Raw genomic sequence first — 15934 nt, 5'->3', positions numbered from 1 at the left:
AAAAAGCCCCGCTTACTGATTGCTAGTAAGCGGGGCTTTTCGTTTTGAGCAATGCAAGTTAGCTTGAAACAGGCTCGAACTAGTTCGTCGTCAGCATCATGCACTGATTAGATTCAACCTTAATGGTTAAGTCCTTACCAACACATTCAAATACATCACCAGACAACAGATCCGTTACTGCGCCAGTCCAATTTAATGAGGCTGTTTTGCTTCGTTTAGACTTGTTAATTACCACAATGCCTTTGTCACCACGGACAAACACCAGCAAATCATCATTCGCTTCAACCACACGCATCGCTTCGCCATGAACATGGTTGTGGAATTGAATCATGCTTTTCATGTAAGGCGCTTGCCAGTCGTTAAGCCAACGAGGCTGACCGTTCTGATCCAGAATACCGCTGGTGCTGAGTTCACTGTAAACCAGTGGCACACCGCCATCTCGGCCCAAAATGAAGGCGTGAGCCAATCGTTCGTCGACTTCATCCATCACATGCTCCAAAAACACCTCGTTGTTTGGAATATCATGAGTGACGGCAAACGTGATCGCTCGCATGTTGGATAGCGCCTGACCAAAACAGTAAGGGTTGATCAGAGATTTAAAGCTGCCCTGCTCTTCAAAGGATTTGAAGATGGTATTGAACAGAGGGAAATCGTAAGCGCCTAAGCGAGTGTGTTTGAGGTAAGGCTCAAGGAACAGCTCGTACTCTTCTTTCGTCGCGCCGCCATCGGTAATGATCTCACCGAAGATGTGCATTTCTTCGCAGATATCATCAGTCCACACCTTACGCAAATGTGACAATGTCATGTGTTTCGCAGCATCAATGCGGAAACCTTTAACACCAATCGCTTTCAGAGCTTTTAGGTACGCTCGCTGCTGTGCGACTACATTGTCGTTGTCTAGCAGTGTTGGCAAGCCAGGATCGCTGGCTCCACCAGTAATACGTCCGTTTTGCACTTCCCAAGTGTCTTTCCAGTTCTTGATGCCAAACGCTTCAACAAAGTCGTTTTCATCGAATAAAGGTTTAGAAAGATCACCAAACAGGCGTATCGATTCGTAATACTCAGAATCTTGTTGGTAAGACGCCATGTCTTGTTGGTTGGGATATGTTAAATCGCCACGGATACTCGATTCGTTAGCCATGTGATTGAACACAACGTCTACATAAGTTCGGAGCCCATGCTCCTTCAACGTGTTCACCATCGCAGTGAAATCTTGCGTGTCACCCAACTGATTATCGATCACACGATAATCTTGTGGTTGATAGCGCTGCCACCATTGGGTGCCAGAATCACGGTCGCAGCCTTTAGGTCCGCGTAACGACTTCATCGCCGGTGATACTAAAACCGATTTATAGCCCAACTCTTGGATCAGTGGGGCGTTCTTCATTACGTCAGCGTAGCACCAGTCAAAAGCATGCAATATGACATCTGTCGCTGGGTTGCTTAACATAGCTGAACTCTCCATGTTGTTCTCCTACCAAACTCGTTTACAGCTTTCTAGATAAAGACAAAGGCTAAAAGGCAAAGCTGCATAAATTTCCTTAAGAATGGTATTTATTATATGAGTTACTCATTAAAAACCCTCCTCCTCCCACCGATTAGTCACGGCGGATAGTTGAGGGCGTAGCGACAATTATCGCATAACGTCTGGGATGAACACTCAGCCATTGTGCTTTTAAATGCGCCAAAAGATCACAAAAAAGGAGCGTATATACGCTCCTTTTATTCAATCTAACACATATTTATTACTAAGTTCTGTAAAGAACCTTAACCACGTGCCAACCGAATTTTGTTTTTACAAGATGTGGTACAAGCGTCTCGCCAGAAAAACAAACCTTATCAAACTGAGGCACCATTTGGCCTTTTTTGAACTCACCAAGGTCGCCGCCCTTTTTGCCCGATGGACACGTTGAATGCTTCTTCGCTAGCGTTTGAAATTTAGCGCCCTTTTTAAGCTGCGTGATGATGTCTTCTGCTAGTTCTTTATGCTTCACCAAAATATGAAGCGCTGCTGCTGTTCTTGCCATGATAATTCTCAGTTTGTTGCTGTCTGCTTGCCGACTTAGATTCATCGACAGCGAGTATTTAGCGTGATTTTAACCCAAGAACCGCCATTCTTCACTCTATAACCGAAAACAACTGCCTTAAAGCCCTTTAAAAACCGCATAGTGACTTGCTGCGGCTTCCGTTTCCCTTTAAATTAATCCTTATAAATTAAGCGCGTATTAAGTAGGAGCCTCTTATGGCCAAACCGATCAGTAAAGCGAGTCAGTCTCAGGGAATGTTGATGTTCAAATTATCCCTTACTCAAAGTTTTGCGATAGGCACGCTTAAAGTCAGAGAAATCGTCCCTTTCCAGCCAATGACCCAGATCCCCTACTCTCATCACCATGTGATTGGGACGGTGACCATCCGCGACCTTACGGTTCCTGTCATTGATATGTCTGCTGCGATTGGTTTTCGCCCGATCACCCCTGCTGAATACAATGACTGTGTACTCATCGTGACCGATTGTTTAAGAACGGTCGTGGCATTTTTGGTTCGCTCAATCGATAAAATCATTGAATGTGATTGGAAGAGTATTGAATCACCACCCGCGAGTGTCGGTCGCAATGTGTTTGTGACAGGAATTACTCGCTTTGAAGATCGTATCGTGCAAATGCTCGACGTGGAGCTTCTGCTTTCTAAGATTTACCCTGCATATGAAAACGCGCATATTCCAATGCTGACTGATGTCGAAAGGGAACGCCTCAAAGCGCTGAATATCTTATTGGTGGATGATTCTTTGATTGCGCGTAAACAGCTATCAGATGCCTTAGACAGCATCAACATCCCTTACAGCATTTGTAATAACGGCTTAGATGCAATTGACCTGATGCGACGCCAAGCCAGCGTAGGCAATGCGATTGATCTTCTAGTGAGTGATATTGAGATGCCGGGACTGGATGGTTATGAGCTAGCGTTTGAAGTGCAAAACGACAGCGCACTGAGTCATGCTTACTGTATTTTACATACCTCACTATCGAGTGAGATCTGTGTCGACCGCGCCAATCAGGTAGGAGCACATGAAGCACTTGAAAAGTTCAATGCGGGCGAGCTAATCGAAGCTATGCTACGCGGTGCAAAAGTCTTAAACGAAGCCTCTACCGCTGCTTAAGCTCTGTTTTGGAAGCTAAACCTAGCATCATGCTTAATGGTTTAGCTTCTTAGCTTCTTAGCTTCTTAGGCATTAGAAATGAATCAATGTAGAACTCTGCCTTACGATTTCTTTGGCATAGAGTAGCTCTTACTTACAAATTCCACTTCTTCGACTTCATTGACATGATTGGTAAAAGACGCCAATGCATAGAGTGTGTTTGCCACTAAGTTAGCGTATTTAAAAAGAATCGGGTCTGGCGATTTTTTGCTTTCATGATGTTCAATACTCACCAAGGCTCGCACGACTTTTTTAGCCTGACAGCGACATAGGTGAAGCTCACTGGACACTCGGTGCCCACCGGGCAAAACAAACCCTTTGAAACCACCTTCTAGCTGATCGCGAATGTGATGATAATCTTGCTTGAGCTCGACCAATTCAGACTCGGTGATCGCTAATTTCCCACGTACAGAACCATTCAAGTGATAGAGGTTCGGCTGCAGGCGTTGCAGTATCTCGCGAACCTGAGGCTCCAATTCCAAAGACAGCACCAACCCAACTCGACAACAAAGTTCGTCCGACAGAATCTCAAAATCACAGATAGGACTGTCTTCATAAATAAACGGGTAACAGAACTCATCCCAATCTCGACTTACTGGTTTCACGTACCGATCCTTACTCATAAATGTTAATCAAACGCCAATATACCAAACTCTTTCATTTAGACATAAAAAAGCCCTCGCATTGGAGGGCTCCTGAAGAAATCGGTTAAACGAGATTACTCGTTAGACACTTTTTTATGGCCTTCTTGTAGGTGAACGAAATCCACCAGATCATCACCAGACACTTGGTATGCCTGACCAAAGCCTTTAACGAACAGGCCGTTCTCTGCTTTAAGATTGAATAGAGAGAAATCTTGAAGCTGGCTCAGACCATCGATGATCTCGCCGAAACGCTCTTGCATCTGGCCGATCACTTGAGTCCAAAGCTCTGTTTCACGCTCTACAACACTCGCTTGCGCATCAAACGTTAAACGCTTACGTGCGTAAAGCTGCTTCGAGCTCTCTTCATCTTCAATCATCATCAAAGAGACTTGAGGGTTCGCTTTCAAGTTACGAGCATGACGAGCAATATCAGAAATTAGAACAAAGTAACCTTCTTGGTTCTGAACGAAAGGTGCGTAACTTACATTCGGGCGACCTTCTTCATCAACCGTTGCAAGTTGAAGGGTACGGCGCTCTTGGCGAAACTCTTTAATTTCTGGACCTAGGCGACCTTGTAGACGTTCTTGTTTTACTTGCTGTTCCATGGGTAATTCCTTTCTTCACTTTCTCTGATTTATTATTTTTGCTCGAGATTGAGCGATCATTAGCGAACTAAACGATCCTCGAGCATTGATGTACTGTTTAAGCGAGTAGACAACCTTATTTAAGCTTGCCGTTAAGCTTGTTCTTTTAGTGCTTTAAAGCGTTCAACTTGGTCGGCAATAAGTTCACGCTTTTCATTGCGACCTAGGTAGATCTTAAAAATGTTCTCGCCCGTTTCACTGAAGAAACCGAAGTAATGACTTTCACGACCCATGAACGCCTTGCTCACCAAGCCAACATGTTTGATGTTGTCGAGTTTGAGGTGGCCATGAAGTTCGCCTTCTTTGCCCATTAGGTTGTAGTAACCACGTGCGACTTTACCTTTAGGGAAAGGCGCTTTTACTTCGAAGATTGAGCCGAATGAATGCATAATTGTGGTCACCGGGCCCCAACCAACCAAACCTTCTAGAATCTCTTGAGCACTGCTGCCATCTAGCATCACTGCCATGTTATTTGGAAAAGCAGCCACTACTTCAACTTCTGAAACACCTAGCTTCTCAGCAATCGCAGTAGGAAGCAGTTTTGGTTCTTCTTCTAGAATGCGTGCGACACGTTGTTCTAGAGTTTCTGTCATTTCTAATGTTGTATCTGTCATTGAATATGTGTCCGTATAAACGAGTAATTGACATTAGGGCGTGTTGATCTATCGAGCTGATTTTTGCAGCGAGTTGCTGGGTATTTATACAAGGCAGAGGCTTTGATGTGTAGCTAGCCTACATGAGAAGCCAATAACGTAGTAGAAATGACCAGCAAACGCTGCCCGAAGGGTTCGGCTAAAAGCGTTCTACTCTTTGTTGAGGGAGATTTGCTTAGAATGACTAGGCTACTTCCCCCTCGCCGCGATTAAAACGCTTTTATCTCGAACAAAATTTAACCTCGAAAGGTCAACACGCCCTAGGTATAAACTAAAAATTCGATATTAAGCGTGCTTTAAACTTGCATGCGGGTGAACGCCTGAACCTGATGCTTTCGGTGCAGGGTGCATCGCTTGATATTCAGCGTTAAGCACTTGAATCACACTCTGAGCGAGGCTTACTGCCCAGAAGCTACCAGCAATAGTCAGGCTCAGGTAATTCTCTGAAAGCTCAACCAGACCATTCTTCTCCCAATGTGAGAACAGAGGCTTCAAGTAATCGAACGTGTCTTGTCCCATAAAGGTCGGCAACGTACTTCTTCTAACAACACCAGAGTCAAAGCCTGCCTTTAATGTCGAGAAGATTGGCTCTAGTGAGCTTTGCTTCGTCATCATCGCAATAGGTAATTGACCTTGCTTTATAGACTCCATGTAGCTGTCTAAAGTTCGATGTTGCATCACTCCATGACCACCGATGTTGCCACCAGCACCACAACCAATCGGCAGAACTTCGGCATAAGTTTTCGCTAAGCTGTTGTAAATGCTGCGTTCTCGGTTATCTCGAGTCCAGTGATTCACGCTCAGTTGCTTGACCTTATTTTTTACCATGAACTCGACGCCCGCCAAGTACATACTCGCTTTATCTGGCGTGTTCGCTGGTGGTGGAATTTTTCCTTTCTCAACGAGATTAAGCATTGGAGCATTACCCCCAACAATCAGTTGGTAGAGGTCAATACCGTGAGCACCAGTAGACATGTAATCTTCTAAGTCTTGTTGGAACACTTCCATAGACTGGTATGGCAATCCGTACAGCAAATCCAGAACGATGGGGGCTTGCTCGGTACGGCTCAAAGCACTGATACGTTCCAACACCACTTCACGGTCATCTAGGCGCTTAGCGCTGCGTCGAACCTGAGTATTGAAACTTTGAATACCGAATGAGAAGCGATTGAAACCACCTTCAAGCGCACGATCAAACATCTCGTCGCCAAAGCGATTGATGCGCCCTTCTAAGGTCATTTCCACATCGTTTGCTAGTGGGAAATATTGGCGAATAGCCTTGCCTAACAGCTCTACTTGTTGAGGAGACAAATCGGTAGGTGTTCCACCACCAATGTATACCGCATGAAACAATCCAGACTGAGCCCAAGGGGTTTTGGCTTTTTGCTTCAACTCAACCATCAGCGCATCGAAATACTCATCCACTAATTTGCGACTTGCAGCATTTTGGAAAAAGTTACAAAACGTACAACGCACACGACAAAAAGGAATATGGATATACAAGCAACGTTTATCCTGTTTTTTCCCTTCACTTAGCATCAGTTCATCAAAGAGCTCCAACTTCTTGCTCGGATCGACCGGAATTGAACTTCCTCCGGCATGTGCAGAATGCTTTTTCGCAAACGCAAAACGAAGCGGATCAGGGCTAGAAACACCCAGAATTGATTCGTCAAACTTATAGATATCAAGACTCATATAATCTCTCTAAACACTTACATAGCAAAGTCTGGAAGACTATTCGCTAAAAACTGAGAGAATCATAAATAGACGCAAATGATAATGCAATTGATAATTGATCTTATTTAGATTCTAAGCAATAATCCGGTACAGATTTTAGATTTGGTAAAGGATTGAATGTGAACGTTCCTAGATATGTTATTGCAGGCGGTGCATCGTTAGTGATTCATGCGGCGCTATTGTTTGTCGCTCAAGAATCCAAAGTATTTGCGATGCCTGCAGGTAGCCAATCGAACACGGTATCGATCAACTTCACGCCTAAGAACACGCCTTCCCCGGCTCAACAAAAAACCATCACAGAGCCGGTTGAACCAGAACCAATCAAAGAAACCGTCTCACAAGCTGAACCTAAACCTGTCGAACCCAAGGCCGTTAAGCCAAAACAAGCCAAACCGACGCCAAAGAAAAAAGCGATCACCAATAAGCCTCAACCTAAGAAAGTAGAGAAAAAGGTTGTTGAAAAGAAGCCGATTCAAAAGAAACCAAAGACTGAGAAAAAGGTCGTTAAGAAAAAACGCCCAGAACTAAAACCAGATCCAAAATCCAAACCAACGCCTCAACCAGAAAAACTGGCCGACAAGAAAGTCGATAGAAATCTGGCCGAGTCTGCCAACCAACCTCAGGAAGTAAACCAAGGCGTATCAAACCAAGAGCCCGTATTAGTGACTAAGCCCTCTTTTTCTTCACGCCCGACACCACCGAATTACCCACGCCAAGCTAGACGTCGTGGCGTTGAAGGTGTCGCAACTTATGAGGTCTGGTTAGACGCAGAAGGCAAACAAATTAAACAAGCATTAGTAAATTCATCAGGCGCACTAATGCTCGACAACGCCGCTTTAGACGCCATTAAACAATGGAAATTCTCACCTCACACTGTCAATGGACGAGCGATTGCTCACCGTGTACAAATACCTGTTCGTTTTAGGTTGGATTAATCATGCAACAAATCAGTTACTTACAAGATCAACTTGGCTTAATGACTTGGCCTCTTCTCATCTGTTCTGCACTAACAGCAATGATCATCGCTGAACGTGTCTTCCAAGTGATGTTAAGCATTGGTGTTGGCAAACGCGCCATTCGTCGTGAGCTCAACCAGATCTCACCAACCAACAGCAAAGAGATCGAAGCACTTGCTCATTCGATTTCAGGTAAACGACCACTACTTTACAAGGGCGTCTCGATGTTGCTTGCTCACCACTCTTTCTCAAAAGGACTACGTGAAGATGCAGCAGGCATCTGGCTACAAGAAAAACGCCACCAGCTGCATGCAGGTTTAAGGCTGCTTGGTTTGATTGGCGTGATTAGCCCTCTAATTGGTCTACTTGGTACCGTTCTTGGACTTATTGAGATGTTCAAAGGAGTTGCAGCTACAACCGGCAGTATTACACCGAACGATCTAGCTGACGGCCTTGGCTTAGCAATGAGAACCACAGCGGCAGGCTTGATGATTGCGCTTCCTGCGATCTCAGGCGCTCAACTACTTGGGCTATGGGCCGACCGAGTACTGGCTCAGTTAGAACATACTCTGAACTATGTGAATGTGTGGCTAGAAGGCATGTCGATTCAAACCAATCACTCTGACGAGACTAAAGGCTCATCAGTGAACAAAGTCGGTGATGTGAGCCAAGCATGATTAAAACGCCCCACTCATCTCAAACACAAAGTTTAGCGCCAGATTTAACACCGCTGCTCGACATCATTTTTATCGTGATGGTTTTCCTGCTTCTGACAGCATCGGTGAAGTTGGAGTCACTAGAAGTCGAACTACCAAGCTCTGATATTAAGAACGTTTCTGAAGTTCATAAAGATTCGATAAGCGTCAATATCTTAGATCGCGAACCTTACTGGGCGATTAACGGCAGAGAGTACATCGACTGGGAAAACTTCAAAATTGCATTACTCGAAGAAACAGGTTCAGCGGATAAAAAGCCGATCATCATTGGCGCAGATAAAGCTGCCAATGTTGAGAACCTAGTGAAGTTGCTGTCGTTTCTTCAAGAGAATGGAATACCCGCAACCCAATTGCTCACCGAAGATGGCTAGAACAACGCTCTATTTTCATGAGGTTAAGCTCTAGTTACTAAGAACAAATAGCCAGAGCTAGACCTCTATAGATTCGAACTCACAATGCGAACGGACTGCTCACTGAGAATCTTCGCGAAACAAATAGATAATATAAAGAAATGATTATGAACAAATTAAACGTGCTCAATAAATTAAAGACCAAGAGACATCTCCTTTCAGTGGCCGCAATGAGTTTGGTACTGACTGCGCCAACGGCAATGGCCAATGACGTAGAACAACCTCGAATCATAAGTGCAGGCAGTGCCGTTACTGAATTGGTCTTGGCATTAGGCGCTGAAGAGCAGTTAGTGGCGATTGATGTGACAAGCCATTTCCCTCAATCAGAGAATCTGCCGAAGATTGGTTACCACAGAAACTTGTCTGCTGAAGGCTTGATTGCCTTAGAACCAACGACACTCATCGGCTCAGATGAGATGGGGCCAGACAACGCCATTTCTCAATTGAAGTCTGTGGGTATCGATGTCGAGATCGTAAACACTGAAGCGAACGTTGAGGGGCTACTAAAGCGTATCGACCAAATCGCTAAGATTACCCATACCGAAGATCACTCAGAACAAGTTAAAGCAGAAGTAAATCAGAAGATTGCGGCACTGAAAGCAAACCAAGTACCCAACAACGAAGCGAAGAAAGTGTTGTTCCTGTTGTTGCATGAAGGTCGTCCTGCGAACGTTGCCGGTGGTGAGACTTCACCCAACGCGATCATTGAATTGGCTGGCGGTGTTAACCCTGCTGCTCAAAGCCTAACGTCTTACAAACCACTGTCGATGGAATCACTGGTAGAAATGCAGCCTGATGTCATCTTAGTGAGCGGCCGTAGCTACCAGAAAATGGGCGGCGCTGATGCCATTCTTAAATCGTTACCTATGCTAGCGGCGACGCCAGCAGGCATGAACAAGCAAATCATTACTGTGAAGGGCAGCGCTTTAGTTGGAGGGCTTGGCCTTGAAAGCCTTTCTGAAGCGAAGCGATTAAACGCACTTATCTATCCGTTATAACTTATCTACCCGCTATAACTCGACTACCCTATTTCTACTGTTGCTTGCTTAATGCTCATCACCGTCTCATTTTTTGCGAAGTCGGTGATAAGTATTGAAGTTGGTGATAGACATTGAGGCTCTTTATGTTGCTACGATCCGTCCCACTGAAAACATCGATGTTAGGCTTAGGAGCTGCCTTAGTCTTCGTCGCGCTGTACTCGATCACTGTTGGGCCAATGAACATTAGCTTGGCTGACAGCGCAGCCAGCCTGCTCCAACCAAATAATGACTTAGCACCTCACATCAATTTGGTGATTCAAGAAATTCGCTTACCCAGAACGATATTGTGCATGCTAATCGGCGCAATTCTCGCTTTGTGTGGCGCGGTAATGCAGGGCTTATTTCGAAACCCACTCGCCGAACCAGGAATCATCGGCGTGTCTGCCGGAGCTTCATTGGGTGCCGCATTAGCCATCGTGCTTTTCTCTGAGCTTTCACTGCAATACCCCGCTTTCATGAACTTTGCAGCTGTGCCTATATTTGCCTTTCTAGGCGGAGCCTTAACCACGCTGCTCGTTTATAAGCTAGGTACAGGCAAATTCGGCACTTCAGTCACCATCATGTTGTTAGCGGGTGTAGCGATCAGTGCACTATCAGGCGCAGGTATTGGCTTCTTGAATTTCATTGCTGATGACCAAATGCTGCGTGATCTTTCATTGTGGTCAATGGGTTCATTAGCGGGTGCTAAGTGGTCTGGCATTTTGCTTGCTGCTGTCACGCTCGTTGGATTGTTTGTTATTTTCTATCGTCAAGCTATGTCACTGAACGCGCTGCTACTTGGGGAATCAGAAGCGCAGCATCTTGGTATCCCAGTACAGAAGCTTAAGCGAAGATTGATTCTACTGACGGCCGCAGGCGTTGGCGTCACCGTTAGCCTATCTGGCATGATTGGCTTCATCGGCCTTGTTATCCCTCATTTAGGTCGCATGTTAGCTGGCCCAGATCACCGAATTTTGTTGCCCCTCTCAGCGGTATTAGGTGCATTACTATTAACAGCTGCAGACATGTTCTCACGCGTGGTACTTGCACCAGCAGAGCTACCAGTGGGAATTGTCACTGCGATTATCGGTGCTCCATTCTTCTTGTACCTTCTATTTCAACAGAAAGGGAGAATCCTTTAATGTTTCCTTCAGCGTTAAAAGCGACCGACATCGAAGTAAAGTTCGGTAGTAAAGTGATATTAGATGGTGTTTCTATTGAGATTGAAGCCGGAAAGGTAACCACACTGCTTGGGCCAAATGGCGCAGGGAAAAGCACGCTGCTTAAGGCGTTATGCCAAGAGATTTCGAGCACCGGTGATATTCAATATTTTGGACACACCAAAGACAAGTGGCCTTCTCAAAAGTTGGCAAAGCACTTAGCTATGCTTCCTCAGCATAGTACGTTGACCTTCCCATTTTTGGCACATGAAGTTGTCGAGCTTGGTGGTATTCCTCTGCAAGAGTCCAACAAGAACCTCACCAACATCGCTAGCCAAAAAATGGATATTGCTGATGTGACTCACTTAAGTGAAAGGCTCTACCCTTCGCTATCTGGCGGTGAAAAACAGCGTGTTCACTTGGCTCGAGTGCTAACCCAGCTTCACTATTCTGGTGACCAATGCATCTTAATGCTTGATGAACCTACATCAGCACTGGATCTTGCCCACCAGCACAACACCTTAAAGATCGCGAGAGAGTTAGCCGATAACCACAATGCCGCGGTTATCGTAGTTTTGCATGATCTCAACTTAGCCGCGCAGTATTCCGATCGATTAGTGGTATTGAAAGATGGCAATTTGGTGTGTGATGGCAACCCTTGGGATGCGCTTAAACCTTCGATGATTGAAGATGTGTACGGCTACAAAAGTATTGTAGAAAAGCACCCAACCATGAGCTTCCCTCAAATTCACCCCGCCCAATAAGTTCGGTTTAGGATCTTCTCATTTTGAGTATCCGTTCCTAGTAACAATGACGTCATTCTAAGCCTCGATCTGTTCGAGGCTTTTTATTGGCTCATAGCCCCTCTCTCGTCTTAAACTCAATTTTGTTAGTTACCACAGCAATAACTCCTAAAACGTCTCACCCTGAACGTTTGAGGCTCTAGAAATCAACATTATCAATTGGTGTTACTTAGCTTTTCGCCTTGGAGTGAAAGTATAAGGCGTGAACGTAAGCATATAAAAAGAAAAGAAATAACTCCATTCAACACCAATGCAAAGATTGGTACAACGGTATACGTACGGCAGAAAAACGAAAAGAAGTGATAGGAGAAGTGAAATGACAGGCACAAAAAAAGCTCCCTCAGGAGCTTCTTTCATTGTGTGTTGATTATTGGCTCATACGAATCAATGATTTACCAATCAACCACTCTAGTTCTTTACCGCTAGTATCACCAAATTGAGTTTCAGTTAGCTTGTAAAGACGATCAATACCGTTTGCCGCAAACTCATGTGCACTTTCAGCAGTAACGATATGATGGAAAAGTAAACGTAAGATTGCTAGGAATTCAGCGTCTTCAAGTGCTGTAACCCAGCTAGCAGAGAATGCATCAAGACCATTTTCGAAATCAATGTGTTCCATGAACATCTTGAAGATTCGACCGTCTAGCGCTGCTGTAAAGTCTGTTTTCTTTGGAAAGTGGTGGCTTATACCTGTACGAGAAACGCCCGTTTGCTGACTCAACGTCGTGTATGACATCTTGTCGTAACCCAATCTTAATAGCTGGTCTACAACGGCATCCATGATTTTCTGGATAGTGATTTCTGTATCTTCTTTACTACGCTTTGGCATATTCAGGCTCTTCTCTTTGTAAATCCATCTAACTCAGTCAATTGAAGTCAGAATGCAAATCGTTATCAGCATTATGTGAGCAAGGTGTTTTATCGCAAGTATTTATAACTACATTCACACAAATACTATGTACGAACAATTCGACAGTGACGCCTCTTTGGACGCTTAGTCTAATTATTCTTCGAATAACCACCTTACGATCCTAAGCCGGTAATTTTAAATAACGACTTAGAATATGAAATACCCAACGAAAAATTCATTGTATAAATACCTATCAAGCGATAGATAGTCTTATAAAATCATTCCTGACGCAACTAAGTGAATGATATTCTGACAAATTAATAACATTAATCTTCAGCAAAACATGATCAAGATCACATAGATATTTTGCGCCGCGAATGTTCATATTAATTTCACCTCTGTTCAAACAACATAGCATACCAGTGTAAATTAGTTCAAAGATTTTAATTTTTGTAGATACAGATCAAATTGCTCGTTAGAATAACCTCAGATTTTGTAAGAGGATTATTTATGAGCCAAGATGTTGGTAACAATGATGTATGTGAGGCTTGCGGCTGCGCAGGTGAGATCGGTTTCATCATTAAAGAAGGCGATGAGGTTGCTGAGGTAACTGTTTACGGTAGCTCTAAAGCCCTTATTGAAACTGAGTTTGCTAAGTACGTTGAGTTAGCTAAGCAAGTGTCTAGCAATGTCGAGTTTGAAGCTTCAGAGATGACAGAAGAGAGCACGGAATTACATGCACGCTTTAAATTTGAAGTAAGTGCCGAGAAGATTATTTTCGAACTTAAGACTCGCTCTCTAGCGCGTTAATTTAAGCACTAATATTCATATCACTAAAAGACGAGTTTATTACTCGTCTTTTTTTATAATTTCAATCCACCCTAGTGCACCATTGGTCTCAAAATCATTTTCAGCCGCACATCGAATCAAAACACCTGAAACTTCAACGACAGCACCAAGACTATATGCCTTATCATCATAATAACAAACTCGTTGCTGTGAATCGCTCTGAGTGACAACGACAGCAGCCTTAGCCGGCGTGGATATTATTTTATTAGCATTCGCTGATACTGAACAAAACACAGAGGTTAAAATCACAAAACCTTTTAGAATTTGACGCTTTATTTCAATCACAGATTCACCTTTCATTGTGCTCTATACCTTTTTACCTACCAACAAATGAGTAAAACACTATGCGAGAATAGTTTTTTCATTATAGTGTTAACGTCTTTCGTAATAAGAAGCTTGTTATGCTCCGAATAATTGCACTTATTATTGGTTCTTTAACCATAACAAATGTAGCCGCAGAACCACTCGATCAGTATCAAATATTGAACCATCTCGATAATTACGGAAACTTATATTTACGAAATAAACCTTACACGTCGCTTCCTACGGGTTTAGTGGTCGATGGCAACCTCAATATAGAAAATACTGCGATAACACGCCTACCCAAAGGGTTAGAAGTAAACGGCAGCCTTAAAGGCGGGAACAGCCAACTCGCCCGAGTTCCGTCGGGAGTAAAGATTAAAGGCTATGCCGACTTGATTGGCAGCCAAATCACCAGTTGGCCGAGAGGTGTCAGAGTTGGAGGGTTTATTAACCTGACCGATACGCCGCTTCAAAGATTGCCTAACGGTTTTCGAGTGAAAGGCGACCTCAGTGTGATTCGCACTCCTTTGGCGGAGCTCCCGAATGGGATAGTCATTGATGGGGACTTATATATAGGCGGTTCTGCGATTACTGAATTTCCCGATACGATGACAGTGAAAGGAAACATCTACCTCGGTGGTAATACCATTACCACGTGGCCAACCAACTTAGATCTTGGTGGAGCGGTTGCTCGCTAAGTTCAGCCCGACTCATTGGTTATTTATTTTTGGCGTTTAGAGAAAAATACCAACACACAGATACAAAAAAGGAGCCTAAAGCTCCTTTTTCAATTCAATCTTTTGTTGGTTAGCGGCTATGCGCACTAACCAATAGCGAACTAGCCAATGTTCTTCACTGGATTCGCATAGCTATCGATTAAGTACTGACGAGCACCTTTAGGTAAGCCTGATAACTTTTCTTCAAACTCTTTCTTAACGACTTCTGTAATAGACTCATCATCTTTTTCTGCAGCCAGCAGGTTCACAGGAAAAAGTTTGTAGTTGTCATGGATCTGGCGGTCGATCTCTTCAGCAAGCGCTTCTGGCGTTTCAAAATCTTGGTCGATAACTTGACCGAAACCGACATGAACACGTCCTTTGTTACCGATGATACCTTGAATGATACTTTCGATATCTTCAAACTCACCTTTTTCGTAACTGCCGTTTACGTCTTTTTCAAAAAGCTCTATTGCTTTCGCTGTGTCACATGGATCGTTTTCGTATGAAATAGCCACCGGAACGATCTTCAATGATTTCACGTACTCAGGAAATGCGATTTTTTGCTTACGCCCCTCAACATGGAACATCTTCAGAATTGCTGGCTCTGTGAAATCATTGCCGTCTTTTGCACGACCCTCTTTCTGAGCGATCCAAATAGAGTTACCTGTTTCTAAAGAGTGCTTAATGTACGAAGACAACTGCCCTAGCGCTTTCATCATTTCACGTGGCCCTTTTAGAGAACGTTTTACGATGAAGCTTTTGTTCAGACGCATCAATTCAGTCGCACATGGCTTCTTCAGCAGATTGTCACCAATAGCAATGCGACAAGTCTGGTGGTTATTTTGATGCAGAGCGTAGTTAACAAGTGCAGGATCCATAGCGATATCACGATGGTTAGAAACAAACAAATAAGCTTGATTCGCATCCAGTGACTCTACACCAGTGTATGTCACACCATTGGTCGTCTTAGCTAGCGTGTCGCGTAAGTACTTTTTAACTTCAATCTGAATGGATTCAACGCTGGTCAGCTTGCTCCATTTCATTTTCAAGTAAACGCGTAAGATCGGGCTCATTAATGCTTTAAACCAAGACGCATGGTTTGAAAAACGATAGTGCAGGATCGCACTGATAAATTCTTCATCATTAATAAGACGGTTTAGTGCCGCTGGGATTTCATCATCGCCGTAAGGACGAATATCAACATATGGATCGGTCGGAGAGGTCATTTTTTAATTCATATAATAAATAGCTGGCTCATTCTACGCGTTGTTTTGA

At 44.0% G+C, this 15934-nt stretch carries 18 protein-coding genes; 9 read left to right on the top strand and 9 right to left on the bottom strand.

Translation table 11 applies throughout. The features are described 5' to 3' along the window. Positions 1 to 79: 79 nt before the first annotated feature. Positions 80 to 1465 (bottom strand): alpha-amylase family glycosyl hydrolase, encoded by a 1386-nt coding sequence (locus tag AC3CKG_RS21625; RefSeq protein ID WP_102295697.1) that lies wholly within the window; start codon positions 1463 to 1465, stop codon positions 80 to 82. Positions 1466 to 1748: 283 nt separating this feature from the next. Next, positions 1749 to 2072 (bottom strand): peptidylprolyl isomerase PpiC, encoded by a 324-nt coding sequence (gene ppiC / locus AC3CKG_RS21620; protein ID WP_102560498.1) that lies wholly within the window; start codon positions 2070 to 2072, stop codon positions 1749 to 1751. A 170-nt stretch (positions 2073 to 2242) separates the two neighbouring features. Between ppiC and AC3CKG_RS21615 the strand changes: the two genes are divergently transcribed. After that, positions 2243 to 3157: a chemotaxis protein gene (locus AC3CKG_RS21615; RefSeq protein WP_102312667.1), complete on the top strand. Its 915-nt coding sequence runs from the start codon at positions 2243 to 2245 to the stop codon at positions 3155 to 3157. Positions 3158 to 3258: 101 nt separating this feature from the next. Here the strand turns inward: AC3CKG_RS21615 and AC3CKG_RS21610 are convergent, their stop codons facing one another. From AC3CKG_RS21610 to hutW, 4 genes are all read right to left on the bottom strand, one after another. Continuing rightward, a complete protein-coding gene (locus AC3CKG_RS21610) occupies positions 3259 to 3801 on the bottom strand; it encodes an ATP:cob(I)alamin adenosyltransferase (RefSeq protein ID WP_289886300.1) in 543 nt (180 codons plus the stop codon). A 113-nt stretch (positions 3802 to 3914) separates the two neighbouring features. Then, positions 3915 to 4445, bottom strand: coding sequence for a heme utilization protein HutZ (hutZ, locus tag AC3CKG_RS21605; protein WP_004731858.1), 531 nt, complete (start codon positions 4443 to 4445; stop codon positions 3915 to 3917). Between the two features lie 131 nt (positions 4446 to 4576). Beyond that, positions 4577 to 5098 (bottom strand): heme utilization cystosolic carrier protein HutX, encoded by a 522-nt coding sequence (gene hutX, locus AC3CKG_RS21600; protein ID WP_488529328.1) that lies wholly within the window; start codon positions 5096 to 5098, stop codon positions 4577 to 4579. Between the two features lie 324 nt (positions 5099 to 5422). Further along, entirely contained in the window at positions 5423 to 6832 is a 1410-nt protein-coding gene (hutW, locus tag AC3CKG_RS21595; protein ID WP_488529327.1) for a heme anaerobic degradation radical SAM methyltransferase ChuW/HutW, read from the bottom strand. Positions 6833 to 6993: 161 nt separating this feature from the next. Between hutW and AC3CKG_RS21590 the strand changes: the two genes are divergently transcribed. The 6 genes from AC3CKG_RS21590 to AC3CKG_RS21565 all read left to right on the top strand — a co-directional run bounded on the left by AC3CKG_RS21590 (position 6994) and on the right by AC3CKG_RS21565 (position 11899). Then, positions 6994 to 7809, top strand: a complete 816-nt coding sequence (locus AC3CKG_RS21590) for an energy transducer TonB (protein ID WP_488529326.1) — start codon at positions 6994 to 6996, stop codon at positions 7807 to 7809. 2 nt (positions 7810 to 7811) lie between these two features. Next, positions 7812 to 8507: a MotA/TolQ/ExbB proton channel family protein gene (locus tag AC3CKG_RS21585; RefSeq protein ID WP_076666931.1), complete on the top strand. Its 696-nt coding sequence runs from the start codon at positions 7812 to 7814 to the stop codon at positions 8505 to 8507. After that, positions 8504 to 8917 (top strand): ExbD/TolR family protein, encoded by a 414-nt coding sequence (locus tag AC3CKG_RS21580; RefSeq protein ID WP_065104527.1) that lies wholly within the window; start codon positions 8504 to 8506, stop codon positions 8915 to 8917. Before AC3CKG_RS21585 ends, AC3CKG_RS21580 begins: the two co-directional genes overlap by 4 nt. Before the next feature lie 146 nt (positions 8918 to 9063). Further along, positions 9064 to 9954 (top strand): heme/hemin ABC transporter substrate-binding protein, encoded by an 891-nt coding sequence (locus AC3CKG_RS21575; protein ID WP_076666934.1) that lies wholly within the window; start codon positions 9064 to 9066, stop codon positions 9952 to 9954. Between the two features lie 125 nt (positions 9955 to 10079). After that, positions 10080 to 11117, top strand: coding sequence for a FecCD family ABC transporter permease (locus tag AC3CKG_RS21570; protein ID WP_065104525.1), 1038 nt, complete (start codon positions 10080 to 10082; stop codon positions 11115 to 11117). Continuing rightward, positions 11117 to 11899 (top strand): heme ABC transporter ATP-binding protein, encoded by a 783-nt coding sequence (locus tag AC3CKG_RS21565; RefSeq protein WP_065104524.1) that lies wholly within the window; start codon positions 11117 to 11119, stop codon positions 11897 to 11899. Before AC3CKG_RS21570 ends, AC3CKG_RS21565 begins: the two co-directional genes overlap by 1 nt. Before the next feature lie 406 nt (positions 11900 to 12305). On the opposite strand, the gene AC3CKG_RS21560 is transcribed toward AC3CKG_RS21565, so the two are convergent. After that, positions 12306 to 12767 (bottom strand): TetR/AcrR family transcriptional regulator, encoded by a 462-nt coding sequence (locus AC3CKG_RS21560; protein WP_017105619.1) that lies wholly within the window; start codon positions 12765 to 12767, stop codon positions 12306 to 12308. Between the two features lie 531 nt (positions 12768 to 13298). On the opposite strand from AC3CKG_RS21560, the gene AC3CKG_RS21555 reads away from it, so the two are divergent. Next, a complete protein-coding gene (locus AC3CKG_RS21555; RefSeq protein ID WP_076666939.1) occupies positions 13299 to 13598 on the top strand; it encodes a YfcZ/YiiS family protein in 300 nt (99 codons plus the stop codon). Positions 13599 to 13637: 39 nt separating this feature from the next. On the opposite strand, the gene AC3CKG_RS21550 is transcribed toward AC3CKG_RS21555, so the two are convergent. After that, the gene (locus tag AC3CKG_RS21550; protein ID WP_102351473.1) at positions 13638 to 13937 is read right to left on the bottom strand and encodes a YnjH family protein; all 300 of its coding nucleotides are present in this window, start codon (positions 13935 to 13937) and stop codon (positions 13638 to 13640) included. A 101-nt stretch (positions 13938 to 14038) separates the two neighbouring features. On the opposite strand from AC3CKG_RS21550, the gene AC3CKG_RS21545 reads away from it, so the two are divergent. Continuing rightward, positions 14039 to 14638 carry a hypothetical protein gene (locus AC3CKG_RS21545; protein WP_102351472.1) on the top strand — a complete coding sequence of 200 codons (600 nt, stop codon included), beginning with the start codon at positions 14039 to 14041 and terminating at the stop codon, positions 14636 to 14638. Positions 14639 to 14778: 140 nt separating this feature from the next. Here the strand turns inward: AC3CKG_RS21545 and AC3CKG_RS21540 are convergent, their stop codons facing one another. Then, the gene (locus tag AC3CKG_RS21540; protein ID WP_065111429.1) at positions 14779 to 15885 is read right to left on the bottom strand and encodes a 1-acyl-sn-glycerol-3-phosphate acyltransferase; all 1107 of its coding nucleotides are present in this window, start codon (positions 15883 to 15885) and stop codon (positions 14779 to 14781) included. Between the last annotated feature and the right edge of the window lie 49 nt (positions 15886 to 15934).

It is taken from the genome of Vibrio sp. QJM3NY_15 (assembly GCF_057785995.1).
This window is presented reverse-complemented; position numbering and strand designations above follow the sequence as displayed.

Coding starts and splice junctions, on each gene's coding strand:
- AC3CKG_RS21625 (WP_102295697.1), bottom strand. CDS start 1,465: ATGGAGAGTTCAGCTATGTTAAGCAACCCAGCGACAGATGTCATATTG.
- ppiC (WP_102560498.1), bottom strand. CDS start 2,072: ATGAATCTAAGTCGGCAAGCAGACAGCAACAAACTGAGAATTATCATG.
- AC3CKG_RS21615 (WP_102312667.1), top strand. CDS start 2,243: ATGGCCAAACCGATCAGTAAAGCGAGTCAGTCTCAGGGAATGTTGATG.
- hutZ (WP_004731858.1), bottom strand. CDS start 4,445: ATGGAACAGCAAGTAAAACAAGAACGTCTACAAGGTCGCCTAGGTCCA.
- hutX (WP_488529328.1), bottom strand. CDS start 5,098: ATGACAGATACAACATTAGAAATGACAGAAACTCTAGAACAACGTGTC.
- hutW (WP_488529327.1), bottom strand. CDS start 6,832: ATGAGTCTTGATATCTATAAGTTTGACGAATCAATTCTGGGTGTTTCT.
- AC3CKG_RS21585 (WP_076666931.1), top strand. CDS start 7,812: ATGCAACAAATCAGTTACTTACAAGATCAACTTGGCTTAATGACTTGG.
- AC3CKG_RS21580 (WP_065104527.1), top strand. CDS start 8,504: ATGATTAAAACGCCCCACTCATCTCAAACACAAAGTTTAGCGCCAGAT.
- AC3CKG_RS21575 (WP_076666934.1), top strand. CDS start 9,064: ATGAACAAATTAAACGTGCTCAATAAATTAAAGACCAAGAGACATCTC.
- AC3CKG_RS21570 (WP_065104525.1), top strand. CDS start 10,080: ATGTTGCTACGATCCGTCCCACTGAAAACATCGATGTTAGGCTTAGGA.
- AC3CKG_RS21565 (WP_065104524.1), top strand. CDS start 11,117: ATGTTTCCTTCAGCGTTAAAAGCGACCGACATCGAAGTAAAGTTCGGT.
- AC3CKG_RS21560 (WP_017105619.1), bottom strand. CDS start 12,767: ATGCCAAAGCGTAGTAAAGAAGATACAGAAATCACTATCCAGAAAATC.
- AC3CKG_RS21555 (WP_076666939.1), top strand. CDS start 13,299: ATGAGCCAAGATGTTGGTAACAATGATGTATGTGAGGCTTGCGGCTGC.
- AC3CKG_RS21550 (WP_102351473.1), bottom strand. CDS start 13,937: ATGAAAGGTGAATCTGTGATTGAAATAAAGCGTCAAATTCTAAAAGGT.
- AC3CKG_RS21545 (WP_102351472.1), top strand. CDS start 14,039: ATGCTCCGAATAATTGCACTTATTATTGGTTCTTTAACCATAACAAAT.
- AC3CKG_RS21540 (WP_065111429.1), bottom strand. CDS start 15,885: ATGACCTCTCCGACCGATCCATATGTTGATATTCGTCCTTACGGCGAT.